Raw genomic sequence first — 24,199 nt, 5'->3', positions numbered from 1 at the left:
GTCCTCAGCGTCGGTCGTAGAGCAGGTCCCAGACACCGTGGCCCAGCTTCAGGCCGCGGGTCTCGAAGTGCGTCTGCCGCCGCCACTCGGGGCGGGGCGAGGTGCCGCGGGGGGCGGCGCGGTTGTGCAGGCGCGGTTCGGCGTCGAGCACGTCCCACATGTGTTCGGCGTAGTTTTCCCAGTCGGTGGCCAGGTGCAGCAGGCCGCCGGGCTTCAGGCGCTGGCAGATCAGGTCCACGAACGCCGGCTGCACCAGCCGCCGCTTGTTGTGGCGCTTCTTGTGCCAGGGATCGGGGAAGTAGATGCGCACCTCGTCGAGTGAACCCGGCGCCACTTCGTCGCGCAGGACTTCGACGGCGTCATGCTGGTAGATACGCAGGTTCTGCAGGCCGGCGGCCGCGGCGGCGTTGAGCAGCCGGCCGACGCCGGGCCCGTGCACTTCGATGCCGATGAAGTCGCGCGCGCTTTCGCGTTCGCAGGAAAACAGCAGCTGCTCGCCGTTGCCGAAACCGATCTCGACCACGCGCTGCGCCCGGCGGCCGAACGCGGCGTCGAAGTCACGCGGCTGGCCGGCGTAGTCGAGCCCGTAGCGGGGCCAGTGCAGTTCGAAGGCGCGCTTCTGGGCCTCGGTCTGGCGGCCCTGGCGCAGCACGAAGCTGCGGATCGGGCGGTGCCGCTCGGGCTGATCCGGGGGGCTTTGGTCGCTGGTTCCGGTCATGCCCTGGCCCCCCTCAGAGGAAGTGCCCGTCCAGGGGCGAGGAGGCGCTGGCGTTGCGCTTTTTCGGGATGCGGCCGGCCAGGAAGGCTTCACGCCCGGCCTCGACGGCCTTGCGCATGGCGCTGGCCATCAGCACCGGATCCTTCGCCCCCGCGATCGCGGTGTTCATCAGCACGCCGTCGCAGCCCAGTTCCATCGCGATGGCGGCGTCGGACGCGGTGCCGACGCCGGCGTCCACCAGCACGGGCACCTTCGCGTTTTCGACGATCTCCAGGATCGACCAGCGGTTCTGCACGCCCAGGCCCGAGCCGATCGGCGCGGCCAGCGGCATCACCGCGACGCAGCCGATCTCTTCCAGGCGCTTGGCCAGGATCGGGTCGTCGGAGGTGTAGACCATCACGTCGAAGCCGTCGGCCACCAGGATTTCGGCGGCGGCCAGCGTCTGCACGACATCGGGGTAGAGGGTTTTCGGATCGCCCAGCACCTCGAGCTTGACCAGCTTGTGGCCGTCGAGCAGCTCGCGGGCCAGCCGGCAGGTGCGCACGGCGTCGTCGGCGGTGTAGCAGCCGGCGGTGTTGGGCAGCAGGGTGTAGCGGTCCGGCGGCAGCACGTCGAGCAGGTTCGGTTCGCCCGGGGTCTGGCCGATGTTGGTGCGGCGGATGGCCACGGTGACGATCTGCGCGCCGGCGGCTTCGGTGGCGCGGCGGGTCTCGTCGAGGTCCTTGAACTTCCCGGTGCCGGTGAGCAGGCGGGATTGGTAGGTCTTGCCGGCGATCACCAGCGGATCGGCGGGCCGGGAGTCTGGGGAGCGGGTCATGCCCCTGATTATGGCCGCTTTTGCCGGGCGGGTTAACCCTTTTTTAAGAACAGGTTCAGGGAAATCTCACCCACCGCCGATGGCGTGGATGATCTCGACGCGGTCGCCCTCCGCCAGCGCGTGCTGTTCGTGCCGGCTGCGCGGCACGACTTCCTGGTTGACCTCGACCGCCACCTTGCGGCCGGCCAGGCCGGTCTGTTCGAGCAGGCCGGCGACCGTCGGGGTGCCGGCGAGTTCCGTGGGCTGGCCATTGAGCATGATGTGCATGCGGCGATTCTATCGCCTGGCGCGCATTGCGGGGCCACCGGTCGGGCTGCATAATCCCGGCCGACCGCGGGTGTAGTTCAATGGTAGAACTGCAGCTTCCCAAGCTGCTAACGTGGGTTCGATTCCCATCACCCGCTCCAATCCCGCCATGAGTCCCATCCCCGCCGTGGACGTGCCCGTCGTGGATGTGCCCCGCGTGGATGTGTTGGTCGTCGGCGGCGGCCTGGCCGGCATCGTCACTGCGCTCGAAGCCCTGCGTGCCGGCATGTCGGTGGCGGTGGTCGACCGCGATTCCCCCGAACGTTTTGGTGGCCTGGCGCGCTGGGCCTTCGGCGGCATGGCCCTGGTCGGCACGCCGCTGCAGGCGCGGGCGAAGATCCACGACACCCCCGAGATCGCGCTGCGCGACTGGCTGTCCTTCGGCGAACTCGACCCGGCCGACGAATGTTCCCTGGCCTGGGCGCGGCATTACGTCGAACGTTCGCGGCCCGATGTGCACGACTGGCTGCTTGCCGAGGGCCTGCGTTTCCTGCCGGCGGTGAACTGGGTCGAACGCGGCCGCGCCGGCGACGGCAATTCGGTGCCGCGATACCACGTCGTCTGGGGCACGGCGCGCGAGCTTGTCATCCAGCTGGGCGAGGCGATGCGTCGCGCCGGCGAAGGCGGCCGGCTGCAGCTGCTGCACCGGCACCGCGTGCTGGGGCTGGAGTCGGAGGCCGGCCGTGTTTGCGGCGCGCTGGCGGTGGATGAAAGCAGCGGTCGCGAGCTCCGTCTGCGCGCCGGTGCGGTGGTGCTGGCGATGGGCGGCATCAACGGCGGCCACGCGCAGTGCCGCGCGAATTGGCCGGCCGGTCGGCCGATGCCGGCGCACATGCTCAACGGCGCGCATCCGTATTCCGATGGCCGACTGCACCACCACGTCGCGGACGACTTCGGCGGGCGCATCGTCAATGCCGGCGAGATGTGGAACTACGCGGCCGGCATCGCGCACCCCTTCCCGCATTTCGAAGGCCACGGGCTCTCGACCATTCCCTGCAAGTCGGCGCTGTGGCTGGACCATCGCGGCGAGCGCATCGGCCCCGAACCGCTGGTCACCGGCTTCGACACCCACTGGCTGTGCCAGCGCGTCGCGGAGCAGGAAAAACCCTGGACCTGGCACCTGCTCAACCGGCGCATCGCGCTGCGCGAATTCGCCATCTCCGGCGCCGAACACAATCCGCGCATCCGGGACAAGCAGTTCCTGCGCTTCGTGTTCGAAACGCTCACCGGCAACCGCCGCCTCGTCGCGCAGATGCAGCGCGAGAGCGAGGATTTCCTGGTCGACAACAGCCTCGCCGGCCTGGCGGCGAAGATGAATGCGCTGACCTGCAGCCACGATGTCGATGCCGCCCGGCTGCAGGCGACCGTTGATGCCTTTGATGCCGGGTATCGCGACGACCCGCAGGTGCGCCGCATCGAGGAAGCCCGGCAGTGGCGGCCCGACCGCCTGCGCACCTGCAAGCCGGCGCCGCTGCAGCAGGCCGGCGCCGGTCCCTTCATCGCGATCCGCATGCAGCTGATCACCCGCAAGAGCCTGGGTGGGCTGCGTACCGATCTTTCCAGCCGCGTGCTGGGTGCCGACGGCGCCCCCGTTCCCGGCCTGTATTGCGTGGGCGAGGCGGCCGGTTTCGGCGGCGGTGGCAGCAATGGCAAACGTTCGCTCGAAGGCACCTTCCTGCCGGGCTGCATCCTGACCGCGCGCGCCGCCGTGCGCTCGCTGCGCGAGGGGGGCTGAACCATGGTCCGGCGTTTCCCCGCCACCTGCGCCGATTACCAGGCCCTGGCCGGCCGGCGGCTGCCGCGCTTCCTGGCCGACTACCTCGACGGCGGCGCCGGCGCCGAACAGACGCTGTCGGCGAACACCGCGGCCTGGGGCGAGCTTGCGATCCGCCAGCGCGTGCTGGTCAACGTCGAAGGCATCGACAGCTCGGCCACCGTGCTCGGCGACGACTGCGCGCTTCCGCTGGTGCTTGCGCCCGTGGGCCTGGCCGGCATGATGGCGCGCCGCGGCGAAGTCCAGGCGGCCCGCGCCGCGCGCTCGGCCGGCGTGCCGTTCACGCTGTCGACGGTGGGGATCTGCGGCATCGAAGAAGTCGCCGCCACCGGCACGCCGCCCTGGTTCCAGCTGTACATGCTGCGCGACCGCGGCGTGGTCGAAGCCCTGGTGGCATCGGCCTGGGCCGCGGGCGTGCGCACCCTGGTCTTCACCGTCGACCTGCCGATGGCCGGGCCGCGCCACCGCGACGTGCGCAACGGCCTGGGCCAGGCGGGCCTGCGGCCGAAGCTGCTCAAGCTTTCCCAGCTGCTGTCGCGTCCGGGCTGGCTTCATGACGTCGGCATTCGCGGCAAGCCGCATGGTTTCGGCAGCCTGGGCCCGCACGTGCCGGTCGCCGGCGACATCAATGCGTTCCGGGCCTGGATCGACGCCCAGTTCGACCCGTCCATCACCTGGGACGACGTGGCCTGGCTGCGCGCGCGCTGGAAGGGCAGGCTGGTGGTGAAGGGCCTGCTCGATCCGGCCGACGCCGACGCGGCGGTGACTGCCGGCGCGGACGGCATCGTGGTGTCGAACCATGGCGGCCGCCAGCTGGATGGCGCCGCCGCCACCGCGCTGCGGCTGCCGGCGGTGGTCGCGGCCGTCGACGGCCGGGCCGAGGTGCTGGTGGACGGCGGCCTGCGTTCGGGCGTGGACGTTTTTCGCGCACTGGCGCTTGGCGCCCGCGGCGTGATGATTGGCCGTCCCTGGGCCTGGGCCCTCGCCGGCGGCGGCGAACGCGGCGTTTCCGGCCTGCTCGAAGGCTGGCGGCGCGAGCTGCAGGTCACGATGGCGCTGGCCGGCGTCACCCGCATCGCCGACATCGGCCCCCACCACCTCGACCGCGCCTGAGCGCGGCCATCGAACCGGAGAGTCCCATGCCCAACGGCGCCCAAGCCCTGATGAAGACCCTCGCCGACGCCGGCATCGAGGTCTGCTTCAGCAACCCCGGCACCAGTGAGATGCACTTTGTCGCCGCGCTCGACGACGAGCCGCGCATGCGCGCCGTGCTGGCGCTGTTCGAAGGCGTGGCGACCGGCGCGGCCGACGGTTACGCGCGTTTGGCCGACAAGCCGGCGGCGACCCTGCTGCACCTGGGCTGCGGCCTGGGCAACGGTTTGGCGAACCTGCACAACGCGCGCAAGGGCCGGGTACCGGTGGTGAACATCGTCGGCGACCACGCGACCTACCACATGCCGCTGGACGCCCAGCTGCAGTCGGACATCGAAACCGTGGCGCGCAACGTCTCGCCGGGTTTCGTGCGCACCTCGATGCGCACCGGCGACCTGTGCCGCGACGCCGTGGACGCCGTGGTCGCCGCCCGCGGGCTGCCGGGCCAGGTGGCCACGCTGATCCTGCCGGCCGACGTGTCCTGGGGCGAGGGCGCCACGCCCGCCGCGCCGCCGGCCCCGATGGCGCCGGCCGGCGCCGACGCCGACACGGTCGCCGACATCGCGAAGCTGCTGGCCGGCGGCGGCCGCACGGCGCTGCTGCTGGGCGGGCGCGCACTGCGCGAACCCGCGCTGGTGTCCGCGGGTCGCCTTGCCGCCCGCTTCGGCGTGACGCTGCTGGCCGAGGTGTTCCCCACCCGGCTCGAGCGCGGCGCCGGCCTGCCGCCGGTCGAACGCATCGCCTACCTGGCCGAGCTGGCCGGCGTGCAGCTGGCCGAGTTCGAGCACCTGGTGCTGGTGGATGCGAAGGCGCCGGTGTCCTTCTTCGCCTACCCGGGCAAGGCCAGCGAACTGGTGCCCGCCGGCTGCCAGGTGCACACGCTGTGCCGTCCGGACCAGGACGCGGCGACCAGCCTGCAGGCGCTGGTCGACGCGACCGGCGCCGGAGGCTCCGCGCCCGCGCTGCAGCCGGCGTCGCGCCCGGCTCGCCCGCGCGGCCGGCTGACCGCCGAAAAAGTCTGCAAGGCCGTCGGCCACCTGCTGCCCGAGCGCGCGATCATCGTGGACGAGGCGATCACCTCCGGGCTGATGCTGGGCCTCATGACCGCGGGCGGCCCGCGCCACGACCTGATCACGCTCACCGGCGGCGCCATCGGCCAGGCGCTGCCCAACGCCGTCGGCGCCGCGGTCGCCTGCCCGGACCGCCCGGTGATCGCCCTGGTTGGCGACGGCACCGCGATGTACACGCTGCAGGCGCTGTGGACGATGGCGCGCGAGAATCTCGACGTGACCACGATCATCTTCAACAACGCCTCGTATTCCGTGCTCAACGTCGAACTCGAGCGCGTCGGCGCCGAACGCATCGGGCCCAAGGCGCGCTCCCAGCTCGACATCGGCGGACCGCGCTTGGATTTTGCGAGGCTGGCCCAGGGCATGGGCGTGCACGCGGTGCGCGCGGACACCGCCGAAGCCTTCGCGCATGCGCTGGAATACGCGCTGGCGCATCCCGGCCCGCACCTGATCGACGCCGTCGTGCCGGAATCGCTCGGCGGCGCCAAGCGCCGGGTGCTGCCCTGGCTGCTGCGCACGCTGCCGCGGCTGCCGCCGACGGTGGCGCGTGCGCTCAAGCGCAAACTGGCGCCCTGATCCGATGGCCGCGCCTTCCCCGGTCGAAACGGCCACGGACCTGCCGCTGCTGGGCTGGCGCGAATGGCTGGCGCTGCCCGCGCTGGGCATCGTCGCCGTCCGCGCCAAGGTCGACACCGGCGCGCGCAGCTCTTCGCTGCACGTCGAATCGCAGGAAACCTTCCATCGCGACGGCGTCGAGTGGGTGCGCTTCGGCCTCGACACCGGTCGCTACCAGGCGCCGCTGGCCTTCGCCGAGTCGCCCGTGCTCGAGCGCCGGGAAGTCACCGATTCCGGTGGCCACCGGACCGAGCGCATCTTCATCCAGACCCGCCTTTGCCTGGCGGGCCGGCAATGGGAGGGGGAAGTGAACCTCGCCCAGCGCCGCAACATGCTTTTCCCCATGCTGCTTGGCCGCACGGCGCTGGCCGGGCGCTTCCTCGTGGATCCCGCTGCTTCCTTCCTGCAGGGGGAACCACCCCCGGAACCGACCCCGTGAAATTCGCCATCCTCTCCCGCAACGCCAAGCTTTATTCCACCCAGCGCCTGGTCGAGGCCGCGCGCGAACGCGGCCACGTCGTGCGCGTGCTCGACCCGCTGCGCTGCTACATGTCCATCGCCCCCGGGCGTTTCCAGATGCGCTACAAGGGCAAGGAGCTCGCCGGCATCGACGCGGTCGTGCCGCGCATCGGCGCGTCGGTCAGCTTCTACGGCACCGCGGTGCTGCGCCAGTTCGAACTGATGGGTGCCTTCAGCCCGAACCCCTCCGACGCCATCCTGCGCGCCCGCGACAAGCTGCGCTGCCACCAGATGCTGGCCGGCGAGGGCCTGGGCCTGCCGCTCACCGTGTTCGGCGACAACCCCGACGACACCACCGACCTGCTCGGCATGCTGGGCAAGCCCCCGCACGTGATCAAACTCAACGAGGGCACCCAGGGCAACGGCGTGATCCTGGCCGAAACCGCCAGCGCCTCGCGCGGCGTCATCGAAGCCTTCCGTGGCCTGTACGCCAACTTCCTGGTGCAGGAGTTCGTGGCCGAGGCCAAGGGCGCCGACCTGCGCTGTTTCGTGGTCGGCGACCGGGTGGTAGCGGCCATGCGCCGGCAGGCGGGCGAGGGCGAATTCCGGTCCAACCTGCACCGGGGCGGCAGCGCCAGCCCGGTGGAGCTCTCGGAGCCGGAAATCGACACCGCCCTGCGGGCCGCCCGGGTGATGGGCCTCGGCGTTGCAGGCGTGGACCTTCTGAGGTCGAAATCCGGCCCATTGGTGCTAGAGGTGAACTCATCGCCGGGCCTGGAGGGCATCGAAGGGGCCACCGGCGTGGATGTGGCCGGGGCCATCGTCGACTTCACGGCGGCCGGGGTCCGGCCCCGCGTCCGCGCCCCCCGTCGGCGGGCCGGCGGATTAACCAAAGGCTGAAGCGGATTTAACGCGGCCTTAATACCTTCGCGCCTAGGCTTGCTCGGCCGGTAGACCAGTGGTCCTCCTCGTCAGAGCGGTTTCCATGGAATACGGCAATCGGGGCAGTAAGCAACCTTTCGGCCCGGGTCAGTCGCGAAGGCGCCTCCCGGGCCTTTCTTTGCGCGTTTGCAGGACCTTCGGCCTGTTTACACAGCCTTGACGTGTGGTAAGAATCAAAAGTCCATCCGCGCAGCTCCGTGACCCGAGGACCCGTCCCATGAAAAAGACCCTGATCGCCTTCCTTCTTGCCGCGACGCCGGTTCTCGCCTTCGCCGCGCAGGAGTCCCAGCTGGCCCTGAGCGAAGGTGACTTCGCCGAGCAGCGCGCCGTGATCGAAAAAGACCTTGCCGACGGCAAGACCTACGCCGAGATCGCCAGCAACGACCGCGCCCAGGTGCGCGAGGCGCTCGACCGCATTTCCCGCGAACTCGAGGGCGTGGATTCGGTCGCCGAACTGGCCGAGCCGGCCAAGGTGACCGTGTTCAACGAGCAGGAACGCATCAACACCATCCTGACCCAGGCCCGTGACGACAGCCGCCTGGTCTGCGAGCGCAGCCGTCCGACCGGCAGCCATCGCCACGTGACCCGCTGCCAGACCGTCGCCGAGCGTCGCCGCCTCATGGAAGACTCCCGCGAGCGCCTGCATCGCCAGCAGAACTCGATCCACAAGAAAGACGCCATGGACTCGATGTAAGCGGATGCGCATCCTCGTCGTCGAAGACAACCGTGACATCGCCGCCAACCTCGGCGACTACCTCGAGGACCGCGGGCATACGGTCGATTACGCCGCCGACGGCGTGACCGGCCTGCACCTGGCCGTGGTCAACGACTTCGACGCGATCGTGCTCGACCTCAACCTGCCGGGCATGGACGGCCTGGAGGTCTGCCGCAAGCTTCGCCAGGAAGGCCGCAAGCAGACCCCGGTGCTGATGCTCACGGCCCGGGATTCGCTGGACAACAAGCTCGAGGGTTTTGACTCAGGCGCCGACGACTACCTGGTCAAGCCCTTCGCGCTGCAGGAAGTCGAAGCCCGCCTGGCCGTGCTGGCCAGGCGTGGCAAGGCCGCGCAGCCGCGCGTGCTCAACGTCGCTGACCTCGAATACAACCTCGACACGCTCGAGGTGCGCCGCGGCGGCAAGCTGCTCCAGCTCAACCCGACCGCGCTCAAGATCCTGCAGTCGCTGATGGAATCCTCGCCGTCGGTGGTGACCCGGCAGGAGCTCGAAACCCGGGTCTGGGGCGAAGAGCTGCCCGACTCCGATTCGCTGCGCGTGCACATCCACGGCCTGCGGGCGGCCGTGGACAAGCCGTTCGAAAAGGCACTCATCCAGACCCGCCACGGCATCGGTTACCGCATCGCCGATCCCGACGCGGGCTAGGCCATGCGCTACCGGCGGAGGCTCCGCAGCCGGATCATCCTGTCCTTCTTCCTGCTCGGCTTCGGGCTGACGGGCCTGTTCGCCGTGGCCACGGTGCTGCTGCGCGAACAGCTGGAGGACCAGCTGATCGGCGAGGCGCTGTACGAAAACGTCGGGGATTACGCCGAACGCTTCTACGGGGACCCGGAAGGTGCCCTGGGCCTGCCGTTCGAGAAGATCTGGGGCATCGTCTACAGCAAGCGCCGCTTCGGCAACGTGCCGTTCAACTGGCGCGACCTGCCCGACGGCGTGCACGAGATCACCGACACCGACGATCGCGGCCGCACCCGCACCTACAAGCTGGCGGTGAAGAAGGACGCCGAGCACTGGTTCTTCCTGACCTACGACATTTCCCAGGAACGCACGAGCCAGCAGCAGCTCACCTATGCCCTGGTCGGCGTGGTGGCGCTGTTTTCGCTGCTGTCGCTGGTGATCGGCTTCTGGTCCTCCAAGCGGGTGATCAGCCCGGTCACCGAACTGGCGCGGCGCCTCGAGGGCCTGGCCGGACGCGAGCGCCCGGAGAAACTGGCCCCGCATTTCGCCCAGGACGAAGTCGGCCAGCTGGCGGCGGCGCTGGATGACTACGCCGAACGCATGACCACGCTGGTCAAGCGCGACCGCGAATTCAATTCCGACGTCAGCCATGAGCTGCGCACGCCGCTGGCGGTGATTCGTGGTGCCACCGAACTGCTGCTGGCCAATCCCGACCTGCCGGAGAAGACCCGCCAGCGCCTGCTGCGCATCGACCGCGCCGCGCTCCAGTGCACCGACCTGACCACGGCGCTGCTGATGCTTTCGCGCAACGAGCGCGGCACCGGCCACACCCCGCTGCTCAAGCTATGCCAGCAGCTCGCCGACGCCGCGCGCACCCAGCTGGGCGGCAAACCGGTGGAAGTTCACTGCGAGGGCGACGAACAGGCGCTGGTCGAAGCGCCCGAAGCGGTGCTGTCGGTGGCCATCGGCAACCTGCTCGGCAATGCCTGCAAATACACCGCCGAAGGCGAGGTCCGCCTGGTGGTCGAAGCCCACCAGGTGCGCATCGAGGACACCGGCCCGGGCCTGAGCGAAGAAGACGCGGCCCGCCTGTTCGAACGCGGCTACCGCGGCTCGGGGGCCGGCGGTACGGTGGGCGGCGGAATCGGTCTGTCGATCGTGCGCCGCCTGTGCGAACTCTACGGCTGGGAAGTCAGCATCGCACCGCGCCCCGAACACGGCGCCGTCGCGATCCTGCGCTTCACCCAGGACCTGTAGGAGCGGCTTCAGCCGCGAATCTTTTGACTTTGCCTTTGGCAAAGAAGTGATTCGCGGCTGAAGCCGCTCCTACAAGAAGGAGTCAGACCTTCTCCAGCCAGCCATGTTTGTCCGGCGTCGCACCGTCGAACAGGCCGAAGAACAGGTCCTGGATGCGGCGCGTCACCGGCCCGGGCTTGCCGGTGCCGACCGGGCGGCCGTCGACGCTGCGGATCGGCGTGATTTCCGCCGCCGTGCCGCACATGAAGAGTTCGTCGCACAGGTAGAGGTATTCGCGCGGCATGTCGCGTTCAACGACCTCCAGCCCCGCGTCGCGCGCCAGGGTCATGATCGAATCGCGGGTGATGCCGTTGAGCAGCGCGGCGCTGACCGGCGTCGTGTGCAGCGCACCCTTGAAGACCAGGAACAGGTTCTCGCCGGCGCCTTCGCTGAGCAGGCCGGTGGAGGCGAGCGCGATGCCTTCGCCGAAGCCGAGCCGTCGCGCTTCACGCGCCACCAGCTGGCCCGACAGGTAATTGCCGCCGGCCTTGGCGCCGGCCGGGATGGTGTTGGGCGCGAAACGCTGCCAGCTCGACACGCAGGCGTCGATGCCGGCATCCAGCACGTCCGGGCCCAGGTAGGGGCCCATGTGCCAGGCGGCGATGGCCACGTCCACCGGCGTTTCCGCCGACAGCCCGAAGCCGCCCAGGCCGCGGTAGGCGATCGGACGCAGGTAGGCCTTTTCCAGGCCGTTGGCGCGGATGACGTCGCGGCAGCCCCTGGCCAGGGTGTCGAGGTCGTAGGGCACCGGCATGTCGTAGATCTTCGCGGAGGCGTACAGGCGCTGCAGGTGCTCGGTGAGGCGGAAGATCGCCTGGCCGTTCGGCGTGGCGTAGCTGCGGATGCCTTCGAACACCGAGCTGCCGTAGTGCAGGCCGTGGGCCATGACGTGCACGGTGGCTTCGGCCCAGGGTTTGACCTGGCCGTTGTGCCAGATGTGTTCGGGGTAGTTCATGCGTGTGGGGCTCCGTGGCGAAGCCGGCATTCTAGCCTTGGGCCGCGACGGCGGCGTGTGCCTAGAGTTCGATCCACCAGCAGCCGGCGTGCCGGCGCAGCAGGAAATCGGTGCGCGTCGAACCGGGATCGGAGGCGCTGCTGGCCTGTTCGATGCGAATCGACCGCGGCCGCGCCTGGCGGTTCGGCGCGGCGCGGCCGGCCCGGTTGCCCAGCGGGTACCCGGATGGCGCGGCTTCGGTGGCTTCGGGCGCGGCGGCGGCGGGTGCGACCGCCGGCGCCGGTCCGAAATCGAAGGCGTCCGGCAGGGTGGGCACCGGTTCCGGATAAACGAAGTCGATGGCCACGAGGGGGCGGCGCGCGATGTCCTCGAGTTCGTCCATGAGGTAGCGCCCGGCGCGGGCGCTGGTGCCGGTCCAGTGGTAGTGCGTGGCCAGGCGATTGACGTCGCCGGACTCCAGCGCGCCGCGCACGCCCATCAGCAGGGCGTCGATGCTGCGCGAACAGCCCGCGCCAACGGTGCCGGTGCCGGTGGTGAAGCCGTGGGCACTGGCGGCGGCCGGTCGCCGCGGTGCCTGGCGCGCGACTGCGTTGAGGCTGTCGCAGGGCTGGTCGCTGTAGATGCTGCGGCCGTCGGCGCCGACGCAGCGGTTCACCGCCTGCGCGTGCGCGCCGGCCGGCAGGGCCAGCGCGGTGGCGGCAAGCAGCAGGGACGCGGCTACGCGGGACATGCCGCGCAGCCTAGCGCCATTTTCAGCCCAGGCGCGACAGCACGGCTTCGGTCGGCCGGGCAAGGTTCAGCGTGTAGAAGTGCAGTTCGGGCGCGCCGCCGTCCAGCAGGCGGCGGCACATGGCCGCCACGGCGTCCGCGGCGAATTCGCGGATGCTGTCGGCGTCGTCGCCGTAGGCCTGCATGCGCTTGGCCATCCAGCGCGGGATCTCGGCGCCGCAGGCCTCGGAGAAACGCCGCAGCTGGCTGAAGTTCGAGATCGGCATGATGCCCGGGATGATCGGGATCGTGATGCCGGCCGCGCGCATGTCCTCGACGAAGCGGAAATAGGCGTCGGCGTTGAAGAAGTACTGCGTGATCGCCGAATCGGCGCCAGCGGCGACCTTGGCCTGGAAGTTGCGCAGGTCGGACAGGGCGCATTCGGCCTGGGGGTGGGTTTCCGGGTAGCAGCCGACTTCGATGCGGAAATGGTCGCCGTGGGTTTCGCGGATGAAGGCGACCAGGTCGGCCGCGTAGCGGAAGTCGCCGGCCCGGGCCATGCCCGAGGGCAGGTCGCCGCGCAGGGCGACGATGCGGGTGCAGCCCATGGCCTTGTAGGTGTCGAGCAGCTCGCCCAGTTCTTCGCGGGTGCCGCCCATGCAGCTCAGGTGCGGCACGGCATCCAGGCCATGGTCGGCGCGCAGGCCGCGCACGGTTTCCGGGGTGTAGCTGAGCGTCGAGCCGCCGGCGCCGAAGGTCACCGACACGAACTCCGGCTTGCGCGGCTTGAGCTTGCGCACCGTGCGCTCGAGCTGGCTGCGCTGCTCGTCGTTCTTGGGCGGGTAGAACTCGAGGCTGATGGCGGTCATGGATACGGGTTCGGGCGGGCATGGGGCCGACTATATCCTTTCATCCGGATGGATGGGTAGAGAAATCGGGAAAACCGGGGTCAGAGTCGAATTTCCTCCGCATCACTCTTGGTGTTTCGGGTTTCTCATGCGGAAATTCGACTCTGACCCCGGTTTTCCCCACCCCCGGTTTCCCCGCCCCCGGTTTTTCCCGACAATCTCACCCATGAGCATCCAAATGACCGACTTCGCGCGCCGCCGCCTCTTCCCCGGCGACGGCCGCCGCACCGCCATCCAGGACACCAGCGCCGAAGCCTTCGTCGAGCGGCTCAACGCCGGGGCCCCAGAGGCCGTGCTGCCCGGCTACGCCCCCTTCTGCCAGCTTCACGTGCACCGCAACTGGACCTCGACCCGCTGCTCGGCCATCCCCATCACGCCCGACAACCAGCACCAGCTGCGCAGCGCTTACGAGGCGCGCACGCCGGCGGAATTGCCGGTGCTGGTGCGCTGGTTCGAAGGCCTGGAGCCGCCGGTGGCCAACTACCTGGTGCCGATCCTCTACGACCGCGAGCAGCTGGCGAAGGAGGGCACCACCATCGACGCCGACTGGGGCATCGTCGGCTGCCTGTACACGATGGAACCCGCCGAGATCCCGATGGTGCCCATCACCATGCTGCGCAACGCGCTGGGCGTGGAAGAGGGCGGCAGCGGGGTGCCGATCGACCGCGAGGCCTACAAACGCGCCGTCGCCTTCTGGAACACCCACGCCAACTGGCGCTGACCGGACTGGGGACAGGTGCAATTTTACAAAGGAAAATTGCACCTGTCCCCAAAACGAAACGGGCACCCGAAGGCGCCCGTCCCGAATCCACTGTAGGAGCGCCTTCAGGCGCGAATCCCTCAGTAGCGGTAATGCTCCGGCTTGTACGGACCTTCCTGCGCCACGCCCAGGTAGTCGGCCTGGTCCTTGGTGAGCTTCGTCAGCTTCACGCCGATCTTCTCCAGGTGCAGGCGCGCCACTTCCTCGTCCAGCTTCTTGGGCAGGATGTAGACCTTGGGCTCGTAGCTTTCCCGGTTCGCCCACAGCTCGATCTGCGCCAGGGTCTGGTTGGCGAAGGAGTTGGACATCACGAAGCTCGGGTGGCCGGTGGCGCAGCCCAGGTTCACCAGGCGGCCTTCGGCCAGCAGGAAGATCGCATTGCCGCTGTCGAAGGTGAACTTGTCGACCTGCGGCTTGATGTTGGTCTTCACCGCGCCCGAGTTGTACAGCGCGTCCACCTGGATCTCGTTGTCGAAGTGGCCGATGTTGCAGACGATGGCCTGGTCCTTCATCGCCTTCATGTGCTCGAGGGTGATGATGTCCTTGTTGCCGGTCGTGGTGACGTAGATGTCGGCCGTGCCGAGGGTGTCCTCGACGGTCTTGACCTCGAAGCCTTCCATCGCCGCCTGCAGCGCGCAGATCGGGTCGATCTCGGTGACCACGACGCGGGCGCCGTAGGCGCGCAGCGAGGCAGCCGAGCCCTTGCCGACGTCGCCGTAGCCGCAGACCACGGCGACCTTGCCGGCCAGCATCACGTCCAGCGCGCGCTTGAGGCCGTCGGCCAGCGACTCGCGGCAGCCGTAGAGGTTGTCGAACTTGGACTTGGTGACCGAGTCGTTGACGTTGATCGCCGGCACCAGCAGCTTGCCCTGCTCGGCCAGCTGGTAGAGGCGGTGCACGCCGGTGGTGGTTTCTTCCGAAACGCCCTTCCAGTCCTTCACAACCGTGGTCCAGAAACCCGGGCGCTCGCGGGCGACCCGCTTGAGCAGGTTCTTGATCACCTGTTCTTCGTGGCTGCCCGAAGCCGAGTTCACCCAGCTCTCGTCGCCCTTCTCGAGCTCGTAGCCCTTGTGGATCAGCAGGGTGACGTCGCCGCCGTCGTCCACGACCATCTGCGGGCCGAGGAAACCGCCCTTGCCGTCCGGGAAGGACAGCGCGTCGAGCGTGCAGTCCCAGTATTCCTCCAGGGTCTCGCCCTTCCAGGCGAACACCGGGGTGCCGGTGCGGGCGATGGCCGCCGCGGCGTGGTCCTGGGTGGAGAAGATGTTGCACGAGGCCCAGCGCACGTCGGCGCCGATGTCCTTCAACGTCTCGATCAGCACGGCCGTCTGGATGGTCATGTGCAGCGACCCGGTGACCCGCACGCCCTTGAGCGGGGCGTCCTTGGCGTACTTGCGGCGGATGGACATCAGGCCCGGCATCTCGTGCTCGGCGATGTCGATTTCCTTGCGGCCCCAATCGGCCAGGGACAGGTCGGCGACCTTGAAGTCGTGCTGGAGGGGAGTGACAGCGTTCATTGATTTATTGCTCCGGTTCTTTTCCCCCTCCCCCGCTCGCGGGGGAGGGTTGGGGTGGGGGAAACCGGGCGCCGTTGGATCTTGGAACCTTCGCCGAGCCTGATCCCTTGCCCACGTTGCGTGGCCGGGCTTGCAGCGCCCCTCGGCGGGGTGGGCCCTTGGGGGCCGGCGGCCATTATATCGCTGTCTCGCGATGGAGGCATGAATGGGGGTCCGCCCCGGGGACCTGGCCCCTGGCCCGGTATGCCGACGTTGGGCGGTTATGGGTAAGCTCCCCGAGATAGCCTCAAAAGGGGGCAAATATAGACACTCTGAATTCATCGAGTTCGTCTTGGACCAGTATGTTCATGAGGGTGTTCAAGAGCTGGACGAAGAGAAGCTGACTCCATCGCTTAGACTTCGCTACAACAATGCAATTGCCGATGCCGTTCGTGAGCTAGGGCCGTCGGAGCTTATTCGCCGACTCTTTACTGGCTTTCAAGACGATCTTTACAACGGTTGAGAGCGCTGTCGCCGCCGTTTCAGAAAACAGAACTGAAGGTGTCCCGTGGCCCGATACTCCCCGCCGCATAATTCTGCGCCCATTATCGCTGCCGCTCAGAAATGGGTAGATAAGTGCTTGATCGCTGATGGCAGCGTCTTCTCAGATGAGGAGGTTTGGACGGCAGCAAACTTTGACGTGCTGGACCGCTTCGTAGTTCAACGGCCCGACGCTGGGGATGGAAGTTTTTACGAAAAGTTGGGCCTTCAGGTCGCCGACGCGGCGCCAGGTGCCAGAAAGCTGATGGCTGAAATGCTCTGGGCGCTCCTCTTGTTCCCCAGCAACATCACTGAGGAAATGAAGCGCGAGAGTATCGTCAAGGTATGGGGTTGGTCGGGCGACTCGCTCGATCCCGGCCATCCGCTACTCGCTGACGACCTGCTAGATGGAATCGGCTCTGCGGGCATGGGCATGAATACCAATCGCTGGCGCGAGGTGAATTACCTGATCGCGCTTGGCAAGGCGATCAAGCAGCTGCCGGAAGCGACCAGAAGGACAGTGCTAACGGACTACGATCAATTCATGGACTGGATCGGTACCGTGCCGATGGAAGGAGAGCGGCAATTCCGTCACATGCTCCGGTACTTTCTGTTTCCGGATAGGGTTGAACGGATCTCCAGTAATGGGGACCGGCGTCGCGTCCTTGCTGGGTTCGGCGTCGCCCCAATCAACATCACGAGAAGATGGACTGATCGTCAGCTGGACGATGAACTGTTCAAGCTTCGTTCGGTGCAAGAAGCGCGTTTCGGTGTTTCGGATCTGGACTTTTATCTGCACCCCCTACGGGACGAGTGGCAGAAGCCAAACGAGGGTTCGACTGAAATGGAAACAGACGACGAGGGGTTGGCGGCAGGAGTAAGCGAGCCAGCGCTGCCGGCCTACACCCAGGCGACTGTCCGCGCCAAGAATCTGATCCTTTTTGGTCCTCCCGGTACCGGCAAGACCTACCGGCTGAAGCAGATGTTCCGCGACTACACAGACCAGCCGGCGGATATTGATCGAAAGGCTTGGGAGCTTCAGTTGGTTGCAGCCTACGGTTGGCGCGCGGTCATTGCTGTGGCGCTGGCGCAAGCTGGGGCGCGCACCAAGGTTTCTGACCTGGAAGATCACCCAATAATTCGCGCAAAGGCCACGCAAAGGAATCGAAAGGGTACGGTTCGTCCAACCATTTGGGGTTACCTGCAAGAGCACGCCAACCGGGAACCGAATACGGTGAATGTGGCTATTCATCGTGCCCCCTATACATTCGAGAAGGACTCGGATTCCTTTTGGTCCGTCGTCAAGGATTGGCAGGATCAGGATGCCGAGGCAGCGGAGCTATATGATCGCTGGACCGCTGGTCCCGCCAAGAATGCGGCGGCAATAAAGCGATATCGGGTGGTGACCTTTCACCCCTCATATTCCTACGAGGACTTCGTTATCGGGCTTCGGCCTGTAGCCAACCCTGACTCCGGTGCCGCCGTAGGTTTTCAGATGGTTGACGGCATTTTCAAGCAGGCTTGTGCCGAGGCCAGAGCAAACCCGACGCGCCGCCACGCATTGTTTATTGATGAGATCAATCGCGCCGATATTGCCAAGGTTTTTGGTGAGCTGATTACCTTGATCGAGCTCGACAAACGCGCCCGATATGACACGGCTGGGAACCTTGTGGCCGGCATGGAAGTGCAGTTGCCGGGTACGGGGTTGGAAGAGGGCGAAGACGAGCGATTCGGCGTTCCCGACAACCTGGACATTGTCGGCACCATGAATACAGCCGATCGTTCAATCGCCTTGCTGGACATTGCGTTGCGTCGTCGCTTCGAGTTTCGCGAGATGGGCCCTGAGTACTCCGTCATTGACCGGCACGTCGAGAATGTTGACTTAGCTCGGCTGTTGCGGTCCCTCAACGATCGAATCGAATTCTTGGCGGACCGGGATCGTCTGATCGGCCACGCCTATCTGACCAGCGTCCGATCGCTCGCGGACCTCAGGTCGGCGTTCCATGGACGCATAATTCCCTTGCTCCAGGAGTGTTTTTTCGACGACTGGAGTCGCGTGGAGATGGTTCTGTCAAACGGTTCAGGGCGCTCGCCATTCATAGCTCGCGAGATGCTCGAGGCGCCCAAGCTCTTCGGGGGGGGCGAAGCCAGCGACTTGTCACCGCGGTTCCGCTATCGCGTGACGGACCCGGCTGGCTGGAGTCTGCTGGATTTCGCTAGCCTCTACCAAGCTGTCTAGTTCTGTAAATGCCCGCACTATTAACTGCGTGGGAGCATGAAACACTTGCGGTCGGACAAGGCCCTCGTGACCTTTCCGCGTCTGAAGTGGACGTGCTTGTCTCTATTGGCCGCGCCCGACCCGGCTTCTGCACGATTGGAAATCGGAGCGTACGGTTGTCCCAATTTGCTGGATTGGTGAATCTGGGTAGTCGGGTACTCGAGGTGCTGCCGAAGGTAGGTATTTCCAGCGATGCGCCGACGGATCGCGGAGCGTTTCTTAGGCTGTTGCATGCTGCTAAACGCGTTCCTATCCATTCGCGGGGAGCTGTCGGTCACAGTGTGGAGCGCAGGACACTGCTGGGCGTATTCATTAGTGCCTTCCTCGACGAAGTTGCGTTGTTGGCGCGAGGTGGTTTGCTTCGCCAGTACAAGTCGCTAAATGATGACTTGCGTGTGGTTCGTGGTCGGCTGCAAGTTCCGCGGCAGGCAGCTGTACACGGCATGCGTCCGGACGTAATTAGCTGCCGATTCGACGAGCTATCAATAGACAACCCCAGGAACCAGGTTCTGCGTGCCGCGATGGCGGTCGTTCGACCTTGGATTGAGAGTGTCCACGCTGCGCGTCGATTGACGGAGCTGAGTGCGGCGTTTGATGGCGCTGGCTTGGTGCGTGATGCCGTCGCATTGATCGATGGATTGCCGCCGGACCGTCGGGCCCTTCGGTACCAAGCAGCGATCCGTTGGGCGGAACTGATACTGAGGCTGCTCTCGCCAAATCTGCGTTCCGGTGGTAGCGCAGCGCCCGAAATGCTCTTCGACATGAATCGACTGTTCGAGGCGGCCATTGCAGCGAACCTGAAAGAACGCGTCCGACCCTTAGGTATTGATCTGGCGGTTCAAGACACAAGCCATGAATTGGAGGAGCGCGATTCTCATCCTGCCTTTAAATTGAAGCCGGATATGGTGTTGCGTAGAAACGATTCTCTGGCGGCTATCGCGGACACCAAGTGGACGGCAGTGGCGCCTGGTCGTTCTGGGCGTATCGAACCTGAGGCGTCGCACGTGTATCAGATGAATGCCTATGCGAGCGCCTTCGGTTGTGAGGATTTCTACCTGATCTATCCTTGGAATCCATCCATAGACTCAGCCGCGCCCTCCGTCTTCCACTTGAAACGGCGGGGTGGGGCGCCGGTTCGCCTGAATGTTGTTTGTGTCGATGTCGGCAGCGATGACTTTCCGGCCAGGCACGGTAGTTTCTACTTTCTGGATGGTTCGGTCTGATCTGACTGTCCACTCTCCGCAAGGAGTTGGCGGTTCAGCGGTAGTCGTCCTCGCGCTGGTGCCTCGCCGCCAGCACGGTGACGAAACCGCCCGCGTCGATCTCCAAAAGCAATACATAGCCCGCCGCACCGAACCCGACCAGGAGTTCCCTGTGCATCGGGTCGGTGCCGGGCGCGCGCCGGCTGGCGAAGGGCGAAGACTCAAGCAAGGCCAGGCCGCGATGGATGGCCTCGATGGCTACTTCGGCGGCTTGCCAATCGCCTTCACAATGTTCCAGGTGGGACTGGTAGAGCCGGTCCAGGTCGTCCAAGGCTTCTTCTGTGAAGCGGACGCTGAAGTTCATCGGGATCGTTTCTTGGCCTGTTCAAGTCGGGCCCGCAGCTGCGCCACGACCGCGTCGGCCGGGATGTACCGGCCGGTGCGCCGGGCACGGTCGCGCGAAGCCAGGCCGCGGGCGAGGAACGCGTCCTGAACCTGCCGCTGTTCTATTTGCGCACGCAGGGCCGACTCCAGGAAAGCGGAAAGGGTCTCGCCTTCGCGTAGGACTTCCTCGGCGGCTTCGCGCAGCTCCGGGGCGACGCGGAGGGAGGGGAGGGTGGCGGTTTTCATGGGTGCGGGCCGTGCATCGCAGATGCGATGCATGATGCGCCGGAGGTGTTGGAAGTGCAAGAAAGGGAACGGGCCGCTTTCGCGGCCCGTTCCGGGTGGAGCTTCGGGACTGAAGTCCCTCCCACAGTGAAGCGTGGGCTTACTTCTTGAGGCCGGCGGCCTTGCGCAGGGCGTCGGCGCGGTCGGTCTTCTCCCACGAGAACGCCGTGGCGGTGTGCTTCTTGCCCTTGGCGTCGGTGTAGGTGATCTGCTTGGGCTTGCGGCCGAAGTGGCCGTAGGCCGCGGTGAGGCGGTAGATCGGGTGCAGCAGGTCGAGCATCTTCATGATGCCGTAGGGGCGCAGGTCGAAGTGCTGGCGGATCAGCTTCTCGATCTTCTCGTCGCTGATCTTGCCGGTGCCGAAGGTGGTGACCGAAATCGAGGTCGGCTCGGCAACACCAATCGCGTAGGAAACCTGCACTTCGCACTTGTCGGCCAGGCCGGCGGCGACGACGTTCTTGGCGACGTAACGCGCGGCGTAGGCGGCCGAACGGTCGACCTTGGACGGGTCCTTGCCGCTGAACGCACCGCCACCGTGGCGGGCCATGCCGCCGTAGGTGTCGACGATGATCTTGCGGCCGGTCAGGCCGGCGTCGCCCACCGGGCCGCCGATCTCGAACTTGCCGGTCGGGTTGATGTGGATCTTCGACTTCGGCAGCGCCTTCAGCCACGCCTTCGGCAGCACCGGCTCGAGGATGTGCTTCATCACGCCCGCGACCAGGTCCTTCTGCTTCACACCCGGGTCGTGCTGGGTGGACAGCACCACGGCGTCGAGGCCGACGATCTTGTTGCCGTCGTAGCGCAGGGTCACCTGGCTCTTGGCGTCCGGGCGCAGCCACTTGAGCTTGCCGGACTTGCGCACCTTGGCCTGCTGTTCGACCAGGCGGTGGGCGTAATAGATCGGGGCCGGCATGTACTCCGGCGCCTCGTTGCAGGCGTAGCCGAACATCAGGCCCTGGTCGCCGGCGCCCTGTTCCTCGGGCTTCTTGCGGTCCACGCCCTGGGCGATGTGCGGCGACTGCTTGCCGATCATGTTGACGATCGCGCAGGTGTGGCCATCGAAACCGACGTTCGAATTGTCGTAGCCGATGTCGTTGATGACCTTGCGGGTCAGCTCCTCGATGTCCACCCAGGCGGAGGTGGTGATCTCGCCGGCGACGATGGCGGCGCCGGTCTTCACCAGGGTTTCGCAGGCGACGCGCGCGTTCGGGTCCTGGGCGAGGATCGCGTCCAGCACCGCATCGGAAATCTGGTCGGCGAGCTTGTCCGGGTGGCCTTCGGAAACCGACTCGGAGGTGAAGAGGTAGCTGGACATTCGGGCTTATATCCTTTGATTGCGATGAAAGGATGGGTGAAGGGGCGAAATGATACACGCCCCGGCCCCGGGGTGCATCCTGCCGCGCCGGCCGTTTCTATGTCGTTAAGCCCGGCCTGGCTGTTTCCCGCCCGGGCTGTCACGGTCCTGACGCCTGCGGGTCATGCCGCTGCAAGCCGGCACGCCCAAGCTTCGCGGCAATTCCCCCGTCCGCGGACGCGACATGCTTGATATCGAGCGCCAGATGGCCGCGCGCCATCCCCGCTGGTTCCAGGGCCCACACGCCCGCCTGGTGAAACCCCTGCTGGGCAAGGTGCAAAAGATGTCGGGCCTGGCCGAAGCCGGCGATTTCCTGGAAACCCACGGCCACCTGCGCGGCCTGGCCTTCGTCGAAGCCGCGCTGCGCTACCTGGACGTGCGCTACACGGTCGACCAGGTCGAACGCGAACGCATTCCCGAAACCGGCCGCCTGCTGGTGGTCGCCAACCACCCCAGCGGTGCGCTCGACGCGCTGGCGCTGCTGCACCTGGTCGGCAGTGTCCGCCGCGACGTACGCGTGGTGGCCAATGAACTGCTCGGCGCGGTGTCGCCGCTGCGCGACCTGCTGCTGCCGGTGCGCATCGTGGGCGGGCGGCCGACGGCGGAGTCGCTGCGCGCGGTCGAGGCCGCACTGGAGCAGGAGCAGTGCGTCATCGTCTTCCCCGCCGGCGAAGTGTCGCGCCTGGGCTGGCGCGGCGTGCGCGATGGTCGCTGGCGGCGGGGTTTCCTGCGCTTCGCCCGCGGCACCAATACGCCGGTGCTGCCGGTGCAGGTGCAGGCGCGCAATTCGATGCTGTTCTACGGCGTATCGGCGCTGTACCGTCCGGCCGGGATGCTGATGCTGGCGCGGGAGGTCTTCGCCCGGCGCGGCAGCCGCATCGGCCTGCGCATCGGCCAGGCCCGCCGCATCGTCGCCGACGAGCCCGATCGCCGGGCACTGAAGGCGGTCCGCCAGGCCCTGGGCGCCATTGGCTCGCGCCGCGAGGCGAAACCCGAGGGCCCGCAGCCGCTGGCGCACGCGGTGGATCGCCGGCTGCTGGTGCGGGAGCTTTCACGCATGCCCTTGCTGGGCCGCACGCCCGACGGCAAGCGCATCCACGCCGGCCCGCTGTCGGCCGACTCGCCGCTGCTGCGGGAAATCGGCCGCCTGCGCGAACTCACCTTCCGCGCCGCGGGCGAAGGTACCGGCCAGCGGTTGGACCTGGACGCCTGCGACACCTGGTACGACCACATCGTGCTTTGGGACGGCGAGGCGCTGGAAATCGCCGGCGGCTATCGCGTCGCACCCTGCGAACGCGTGTTCGCCGAGCGTGGCCTGGCGGGCCTGTACACGGCGTCGCTGTTCACCTTCCCCTGCCACCTGCTGCCCCGGCTGATGCAAAGCGTCGAACTGGGCCGCAGCTTCGTGGCGCCGGCCTACCAGGGCAGCCGCAGCCTGGATTACCTGTGGCTGGGCATCGGCGCATACCTGCGGCACCAGCCGGGCGTTCGCTACCTGATCGGGCCGGTGTCGATCAGCGCCGACCTGCCGCTGGCCGCGCGCGAACAGATGGTTGCCTACTACACGCGCTACTTCGGTGATGCCGCCGACGGCGTCGCCGCGAACCGGCCTTTCCGCTTCCTGGCCGCGCCGCCGGATTTCGGCGACCTGGGTGCCGACGACGCCTTCCGTCTCCTCAAGGCCAACCTGGGTTCGCTGGGTGCGCGCGTGCCGACGCTCTACAAGCAGTACACCGAACTGTGCGAACCCGGCGGCGCGCGTTTCCTGGCCTTTGGCGTCGATCCGGACTTCAATCATTCGGTGGACGGGTTAATTGAACTCGATCTTGCGCGGGTGCGGCCGCGCAAGCGCGAGCGCTACCTCGAGCCGTCGGCGCAGCGCGCCGCCGCCGGGCCGGAGGCCGCGTGAAGACGCTGACGGCCCCGCGCCACCGGGCCGTCTTCGTCTCCGACGTGCATCTGGGCTCGGCGCACTGCCACGCGGCCGAACTGGCCGATTTCCTCGAAGGCCTGCACACGCGCCGGCTGTACCTGGTCGGCGACATCGTCGACCTGTGGTGGATGGCCGAACGTCGCGCCGCCTGGGGTCCGGACCAGCGCCGCGTCATCGACGCCCTGCAGGCGCTGGCCCGCGCCGGCACCGAACTGGTGTACGTGCCCGGCAACCACGATCGCCCGGTGCGCAACTTCTGCGGCCTGGTGCTGCCGAACATGCGACTGCGCCGGCGCGCTATCCACGTGACCGCCGACGGCCGTCGCCTGCTGGTGACGCACGGCGATGACTACGACGCGCTCACCCAGTTCGGCAACCTGCAGGAACGATTCGGCGACTGGCTCTACGAGCGCATCCTGGCCGGTAACCGGATCACCAACCGCGTGCGCCGGCGGCTGGGGCTGCGCTACTGGTCGCTGGCCGATTTCCTGAAATCGCGAAGCGCCGCCGCCGAGCGCTACATCGCACGCTTCGTGCAGGCCGGCCTGGACGACGCCCGCCGCCGCGGCCTGGACGGCATCGTCTGCGGCCACATCCATCGTGCCGGGTTGTACGAACGGAATGGTCTGGTTTACGCCAACGACGGCGACTGGGTCGAAAGCCTGACGGCGCTGGCCGAGGAGCCCGATGGTTCGCTGGTGCTGCTGCGGCACGACGGCGGCGAACTGGCGCGGCTGCCCGCGCGGATGTCGACACCGATGGTCAGCGCCACGGCCCAGCCCGGTCTCGCTGCCTGAAGACAGACTCACGCGCCGCGAACCCCGGTGCCGGTTAG

Annotated in this window: 24 protein-coding genes, 1 tRNA gene and 1 riboswitch; of the genes, 15 read left to right on the top strand and 10 right to left on the bottom strand. The window is 67.3% G+C overall.

Annotated features, from left to right (window positions below):
- Positions 1–4: 4 nt before the first annotated feature.
- From trmB to thiS, 3 genes are all read right to left on the bottom strand, one after another.
- Positions 5–718, bottom strand: a complete 714-nt coding sequence (gene trmB, locus ACE3TE_RS00295; RefSeq protein ID WP_374601127.1) for a tRNA (guanosine(46)-N7)-methyltransferase TrmB — start codon at positions 716–718, stop codon at positions 5–7.
- A 13-nt stretch (positions 719–731) separates the two neighbouring features.
- Positions 732–1,535, bottom strand: coding sequence for a thiazole synthase (locus ACE3TE_RS00290; RefSeq protein WP_374601125.1), 804 nt, complete (start codon positions 1,533–1,535; stop codon positions 732–734).
- Positions 1,536–1,601: 66 nt separating this feature from the next.
- Positions 1,602–1,802 carry a sulfur carrier protein ThiS gene (gene thiS / locus ACE3TE_RS00285; protein ID WP_374601123.1) on the bottom strand — a complete coding sequence of 67 codons (201 nt, stop codon included), beginning with the start codon at positions 1,800–1,802 and terminating at the stop codon, positions 1,602–1,604.
- 66 nt (positions 1,803–1,868) lie between these two features.
- Between thiS and ACE3TE_RS00280 the strand changes: the two genes are divergently transcribed.
- The 9 genes from ACE3TE_RS00280 to ACE3TE_RS00240 all read left to right on the top strand — a co-directional run bounded on the left by ACE3TE_RS00280 (position 1,869) and on the right by ACE3TE_RS00240 (position 10,522).
- Positions 1,869–1,942 (top strand) — tRNA-Gly (locus ACE3TE_RS00280).
- Between the two features lie 8 nt (positions 1,943–1,950).
- Positions 1,951–3,576, top strand: coding sequence for an FAD-dependent oxidoreductase (locus ACE3TE_RS00275; protein ID WP_374601121.1), 1,626 nt, complete (start codon positions 1,951–1,953; stop codon positions 3,574–3,576).
- Positions 3,577–3,579: 3 nt separating this feature from the next.
- A complete protein-coding gene (locus ACE3TE_RS00270) occupies positions 3,580–4,728 on the top strand; it encodes an L-lactate dehydrogenase (protein WP_374601120.1) in 1,149 nt (382 codons plus the stop codon).
- 26 nt (positions 4,729–4,754) lie between these two features.
- Complete coding sequence (locus ACE3TE_RS00265) at positions 4,755–6,413, top strand: acetolactate synthase large subunit (RefSeq protein ID WP_374601118.1); 1,659 nt, start codon at positions 4,755–4,757, stop codon at positions 6,411–6,413.
- A gap of 4 nt (positions 6,414–6,417) precedes the next feature.
- Positions 6,418–6,891 (top strand): ATP-dependent zinc protease, encoded by a 474-nt coding sequence (locus tag ACE3TE_RS00260; protein WP_374601116.1) that lies wholly within the window; start codon positions 6,418–6,420, stop codon positions 6,889–6,891.
- Positions 6,888–7,811, top strand: a complete 924-nt coding sequence (gene rimK, locus ACE3TE_RS00255) for a 30S ribosomal protein S6--L-glutamate ligase (protein WP_374601114.1) — start codon at positions 6,888–6,890, stop codon at positions 7,809–7,811. The genes ACE3TE_RS00260 and rimK overlap by 4 nt, the downstream gene beginning before the upstream one ends.
- Before the next feature lie 259 nt (positions 7,812–8,070).
- On the top strand, positions 8,071–8,547 hold the full coding sequence (locus ACE3TE_RS00250; protein ID WP_374601112.1) for a hypothetical protein: 477 nt from the start codon (positions 8,071–8,073) through the stop codon (positions 8,545–8,547).
- 4 nt (positions 8,548–8,551) lie between these two features.
- The gene (locus ACE3TE_RS00245) at positions 8,552–9,232 is read left to right on the top strand and encodes a response regulator transcription factor (RefSeq protein ID WP_374601110.1); all 681 of its coding nucleotides are present in this window, start codon (positions 8,552–8,554) and stop codon (positions 9,230–9,232) included.
- A 3-nt stretch (positions 9,233–9,235) separates the two neighbouring features.
- Positions 9,236–10,522, top strand: coding sequence for a sensor histidine kinase (locus ACE3TE_RS00240; protein ID WP_374601108.1), 1,287 nt, complete (start codon positions 9,236–9,238; stop codon positions 10,520–10,522).
- Positions 10,523–10,604: 82 nt separating this feature from the next.
- On the opposite strand, the gene ACE3TE_RS00235 is transcribed toward ACE3TE_RS00240, so the two are convergent.
- The 3 genes from ACE3TE_RS00235 to metF form a co-directional block, all read right to left on the bottom strand.
- The gene (locus tag ACE3TE_RS00235) at positions 10,605–11,516 is read right to left on the bottom strand and encodes a branched-chain amino acid transaminase (protein WP_374601106.1); all 912 of its coding nucleotides are present in this window, start codon (positions 11,514–11,516) and stop codon (positions 10,605–10,607) included.
- Between the two features lie 61 nt (positions 11,517–11,577).
- Entirely contained in the window at positions 11,578–12,246 is a 669-nt protein-coding gene (locus ACE3TE_RS00230; RefSeq protein WP_374601104.1) for a DUF4124 domain-containing protein, read from the bottom strand.
- Between the two features lie 22 nt (positions 12,247–12,268).
- Positions 12,269–13,093 (bottom strand): methylenetetrahydrofolate reductase [NAD(P)H], encoded by an 825-nt coding sequence (metF, locus tag ACE3TE_RS00225; RefSeq protein WP_374601102.1) that lies wholly within the window; start codon positions 13,091–13,093, stop codon positions 12,269–12,271.
- 205 nt (positions 13,094–13,298) lie between these two features.
- On the opposite strand from metF, the gene ACE3TE_RS00220 reads away from it, so the two are divergent.
- Positions 13,299–13,853 (top strand): DUF3228 family protein, encoded by a 555-nt coding sequence (locus ACE3TE_RS00220; protein ID WP_374601100.1) that lies wholly within the window; start codon positions 13,299–13,301, stop codon positions 13,851–13,853.
- 119 nt (positions 13,854–13,972) lie between these two features.
- On the opposite strand, the gene ahcY is transcribed toward ACE3TE_RS00220, so the two are convergent.
- A complete protein-coding gene (ahcY, locus tag ACE3TE_RS00215; RefSeq protein WP_374601098.1) occupies positions 13,973–15,409 on the bottom strand; it encodes an adenosylhomocysteinase in 1,437 nt (478 codons plus the stop codon).
- A gap of 59 nt (positions 15,410–15,468) precedes the next feature.
- Positions 15,469–15,559: riboswitch (S-adenosyl-L-homocysteine riboswitch) on the bottom strand.
- 55 nt (positions 15,560–15,614) lie between these two features.
- On the opposite strand from ahcY, the gene ACE3TE_RS00210 reads away from it, so the two are divergent.
- The 3 genes from ACE3TE_RS00210 to ACE3TE_RS00200 all read left to right on the top strand — a co-directional run bounded on the left by ACE3TE_RS00210 (position 15,615) and on the right by ACE3TE_RS00200 (position 19,429).
- A complete protein-coding gene (locus tag ACE3TE_RS00210) occupies positions 15,615–15,911 on the top strand; it encodes a type I restriction-modification enzyme R subunit C-terminal domain-containing protein (RefSeq protein WP_374601096.1) in 297 nt (98 codons plus the stop codon).
- Between the two features lie 117 nt (positions 15,912–16,028).
- A complete protein-coding gene (locus ACE3TE_RS00205) occupies positions 16,029–18,167 on the top strand; it encodes an AAA family ATPase (RefSeq protein WP_374601094.1) in 2,139 nt (712 codons plus the stop codon).
- Between the two features lie 155 nt (positions 18,168–18,322).
- Positions 18,323–19,429 (top strand): McrC family protein, encoded by a 1,107-nt coding sequence (locus ACE3TE_RS00200; RefSeq protein ID WP_374601092.1) that lies wholly within the window; start codon positions 18,323–18,325, stop codon positions 19,427–19,429.
- A gap of 34 nt (positions 19,430–19,463) precedes the next feature.
- On the opposite strand, the gene ACE3TE_RS00195 is transcribed toward ACE3TE_RS00200, so the two are convergent.
- From ACE3TE_RS00195 to metK, 3 genes are all read right to left on the bottom strand, one after another.
- Positions 19,464–19,772 (bottom strand): type II toxin-antitoxin system RelE/ParE family toxin, encoded by a 309-nt coding sequence (locus ACE3TE_RS00195; RefSeq protein ID WP_374601090.1) that lies wholly within the window; start codon positions 19,770–19,772, stop codon positions 19,464–19,466.
- Positions 19,769–20,038, bottom strand: coding sequence for a YlcI/YnfO family protein (locus ACE3TE_RS00190; RefSeq protein ID WP_374601089.1), 270 nt, complete (start codon positions 20,036–20,038; stop codon positions 19,769–19,771). The genes ACE3TE_RS00195 and ACE3TE_RS00190 overlap by 4 nt, the downstream gene beginning before the upstream one ends.
- A 139-nt stretch (positions 20,039–20,177) precedes the next feature.
- Positions 20,178–21,392, bottom strand: a complete 1,215-nt coding sequence (gene metK, locus ACE3TE_RS00185; RefSeq protein ID WP_374601087.1) for a methionine adenosyltransferase — start codon at positions 21,390–21,392, stop codon at positions 20,178–20,180.
- A gap of 223 nt (positions 21,393–21,615) precedes the next feature.
- On the opposite strand from metK, the gene ACE3TE_RS00180 reads away from it, so the two are divergent.
- Both ACE3TE_RS00180 and ACE3TE_RS00175 read left to right on the top strand, forming a co-directional pair.
- Positions 21,616–23,340, top strand: coding sequence for a lysophospholipid acyltransferase family protein (locus ACE3TE_RS00180; protein WP_374601461.1), 1,725 nt, complete (start codon positions 21,616–21,618; stop codon positions 23,338–23,340).
- Positions 23,337–24,161, top strand: a complete 825-nt coding sequence (locus tag ACE3TE_RS00175; protein WP_374601085.1) for a UDP-2,3-diacylglucosamine diphosphatase — start codon at positions 23,337–23,339, stop codon at positions 24,159–24,161. The genes ACE3TE_RS00180 and ACE3TE_RS00175 overlap by 4 nt, the downstream gene beginning before the upstream one ends.
- The last annotated feature ends 38 nt before the right edge of the window (positions 24,162–24,199 follow it).

Source organism: Arenimonas sp., from assembly GCF_041919775.1.
Classification (GTDB): Bacteria; Pseudomonadota; Gammaproteobacteria; order Xanthomonadales; family Xanthomonadaceae; genus Arenimonas.
Note: the sequence above shows the minus strand (reverse complement) of the source record. Positions and strands in the feature narration are given on the sequence as shown.

Coding starts and splice junctions, on each gene's coding strand:
- ACE3TE_RS00180 (WP_374601461.1), top strand. CDS start 21,616: ATGCTTGATATCGAGCGCCAGATGGCCGCGCGCCATCCCCGCTGGTTC.
- ACE3TE_RS00275 (WP_374601121.1), top strand. CDS start 1,951: ATGAGTCCCATCCCCGCCGTGGACGTGCCCGTCGTGGATGTGCCCCGC.
- ACE3TE_RS00210 (WP_374601096.1), top strand. CDS start 15,615: ATGGGGGTCCGCCCCGGGGACCTGGCCCCTGGCCCGGTATGCCGACGT.
- ACE3TE_RS00240 (WP_374601108.1), top strand. CDS start 9,236: ATGCGCTACCGGCGGAGGCTCCGCAGCCGGATCATCCTGTCCTTCTTC.
- ahcY (WP_374601098.1), bottom strand. CDS start 15,409: ATGAACGCTGTCACTCCCCTCCAGCACGACTTCAAGGTCGCCGACCTG.
- trmB (WP_374601127.1), bottom strand. CDS start 718: ATGACCGGAACCAGCGACCAAAGCCCCCCGGATCAGCCCGAGCGGCAC.
- ACE3TE_RS00190 (WP_374601089.1), bottom strand. CDS start 20,038: ATGAAAACCGCCACCCTCCCCTCCCTCCGCGTCGCCCCGGAGCTGCGC.
- ACE3TE_RS00250 (WP_374601112.1), top strand. CDS start 8,071: ATGAAAAAGACCCTGATCGCCTTCCTTCTTGCCGCGACGCCGGTTCTC.
- ACE3TE_RS00195 (WP_374601090.1), bottom strand. CDS start 19,772: ATGAACTTCAGCGTCCGCTTCACAGAAGAAGCCTTGGACGACCTGGAC.
- thiS (WP_374601123.1), bottom strand. CDS start 1,802: ATGCACATCATGCTCAATGGCCAGCCCACGGAACTCGCCGGCACCCCG.
- metF (WP_374601102.1), bottom strand. CDS start 13,093: ATGACCGCCATCAGCCTCGAGTTCTACCCGCCCAAGAACGACGAGCAG.
- ACE3TE_RS00230 (WP_374601104.1), bottom strand. CDS start 12,246: ATGTCCCGCGTAGCCGCGTCCCTGCTGCTTGCCGCCACCGCGCTGGCC.
- ACE3TE_RS00220 (WP_374601100.1), top strand. CDS start 13,299: ATGAGCATCCAAATGACCGACTTCGCGCGCCGCCGCCTCTTCCCCGGC.
- ACE3TE_RS00235 (WP_374601106.1), bottom strand. CDS start 11,516: ATGAACTACCCCGAACACATCTGGCACAACGGCCAGGTCAAACCCTGG.
- ACE3TE_RS00290 (WP_374601125.1), bottom strand. CDS start 1,535: ATGACCCGCTCCCCAGACTCCCGGCCCGCCGATCCGCTGGTGATCGCC.
- ACE3TE_RS00245 (WP_374601110.1), top strand. CDS start 8,552: ATGCGCATCCTCGTCGTCGAAGACAACCGTGACATCGCCGCCAACCTC.
- metK (WP_374601087.1), bottom strand. CDS start 21,392: ATGTCCAGCTACCTCTTCACCTCCGAGTCGGTTTCCGAAGGCCACCCG.
- ACE3TE_RS00270 (WP_374601120.1), top strand. CDS start 3,580: ATGGTCCGGCGTTTCCCCGCCACCTGCGCCGATTACCAGGCCCTGGCC.
- ACE3TE_RS00265 (WP_374601118.1), top strand. CDS start 4,755: ATGCCCAACGGCGCCCAAGCCCTGATGAAGACCCTCGCCGACGCCGGC.
- ACE3TE_RS00260 (WP_374601116.1), top strand. CDS start 6,418: ATGGCCGCGCCTTCCCCGGTCGAAACGGCCACGGACCTGCCGCTGCTG.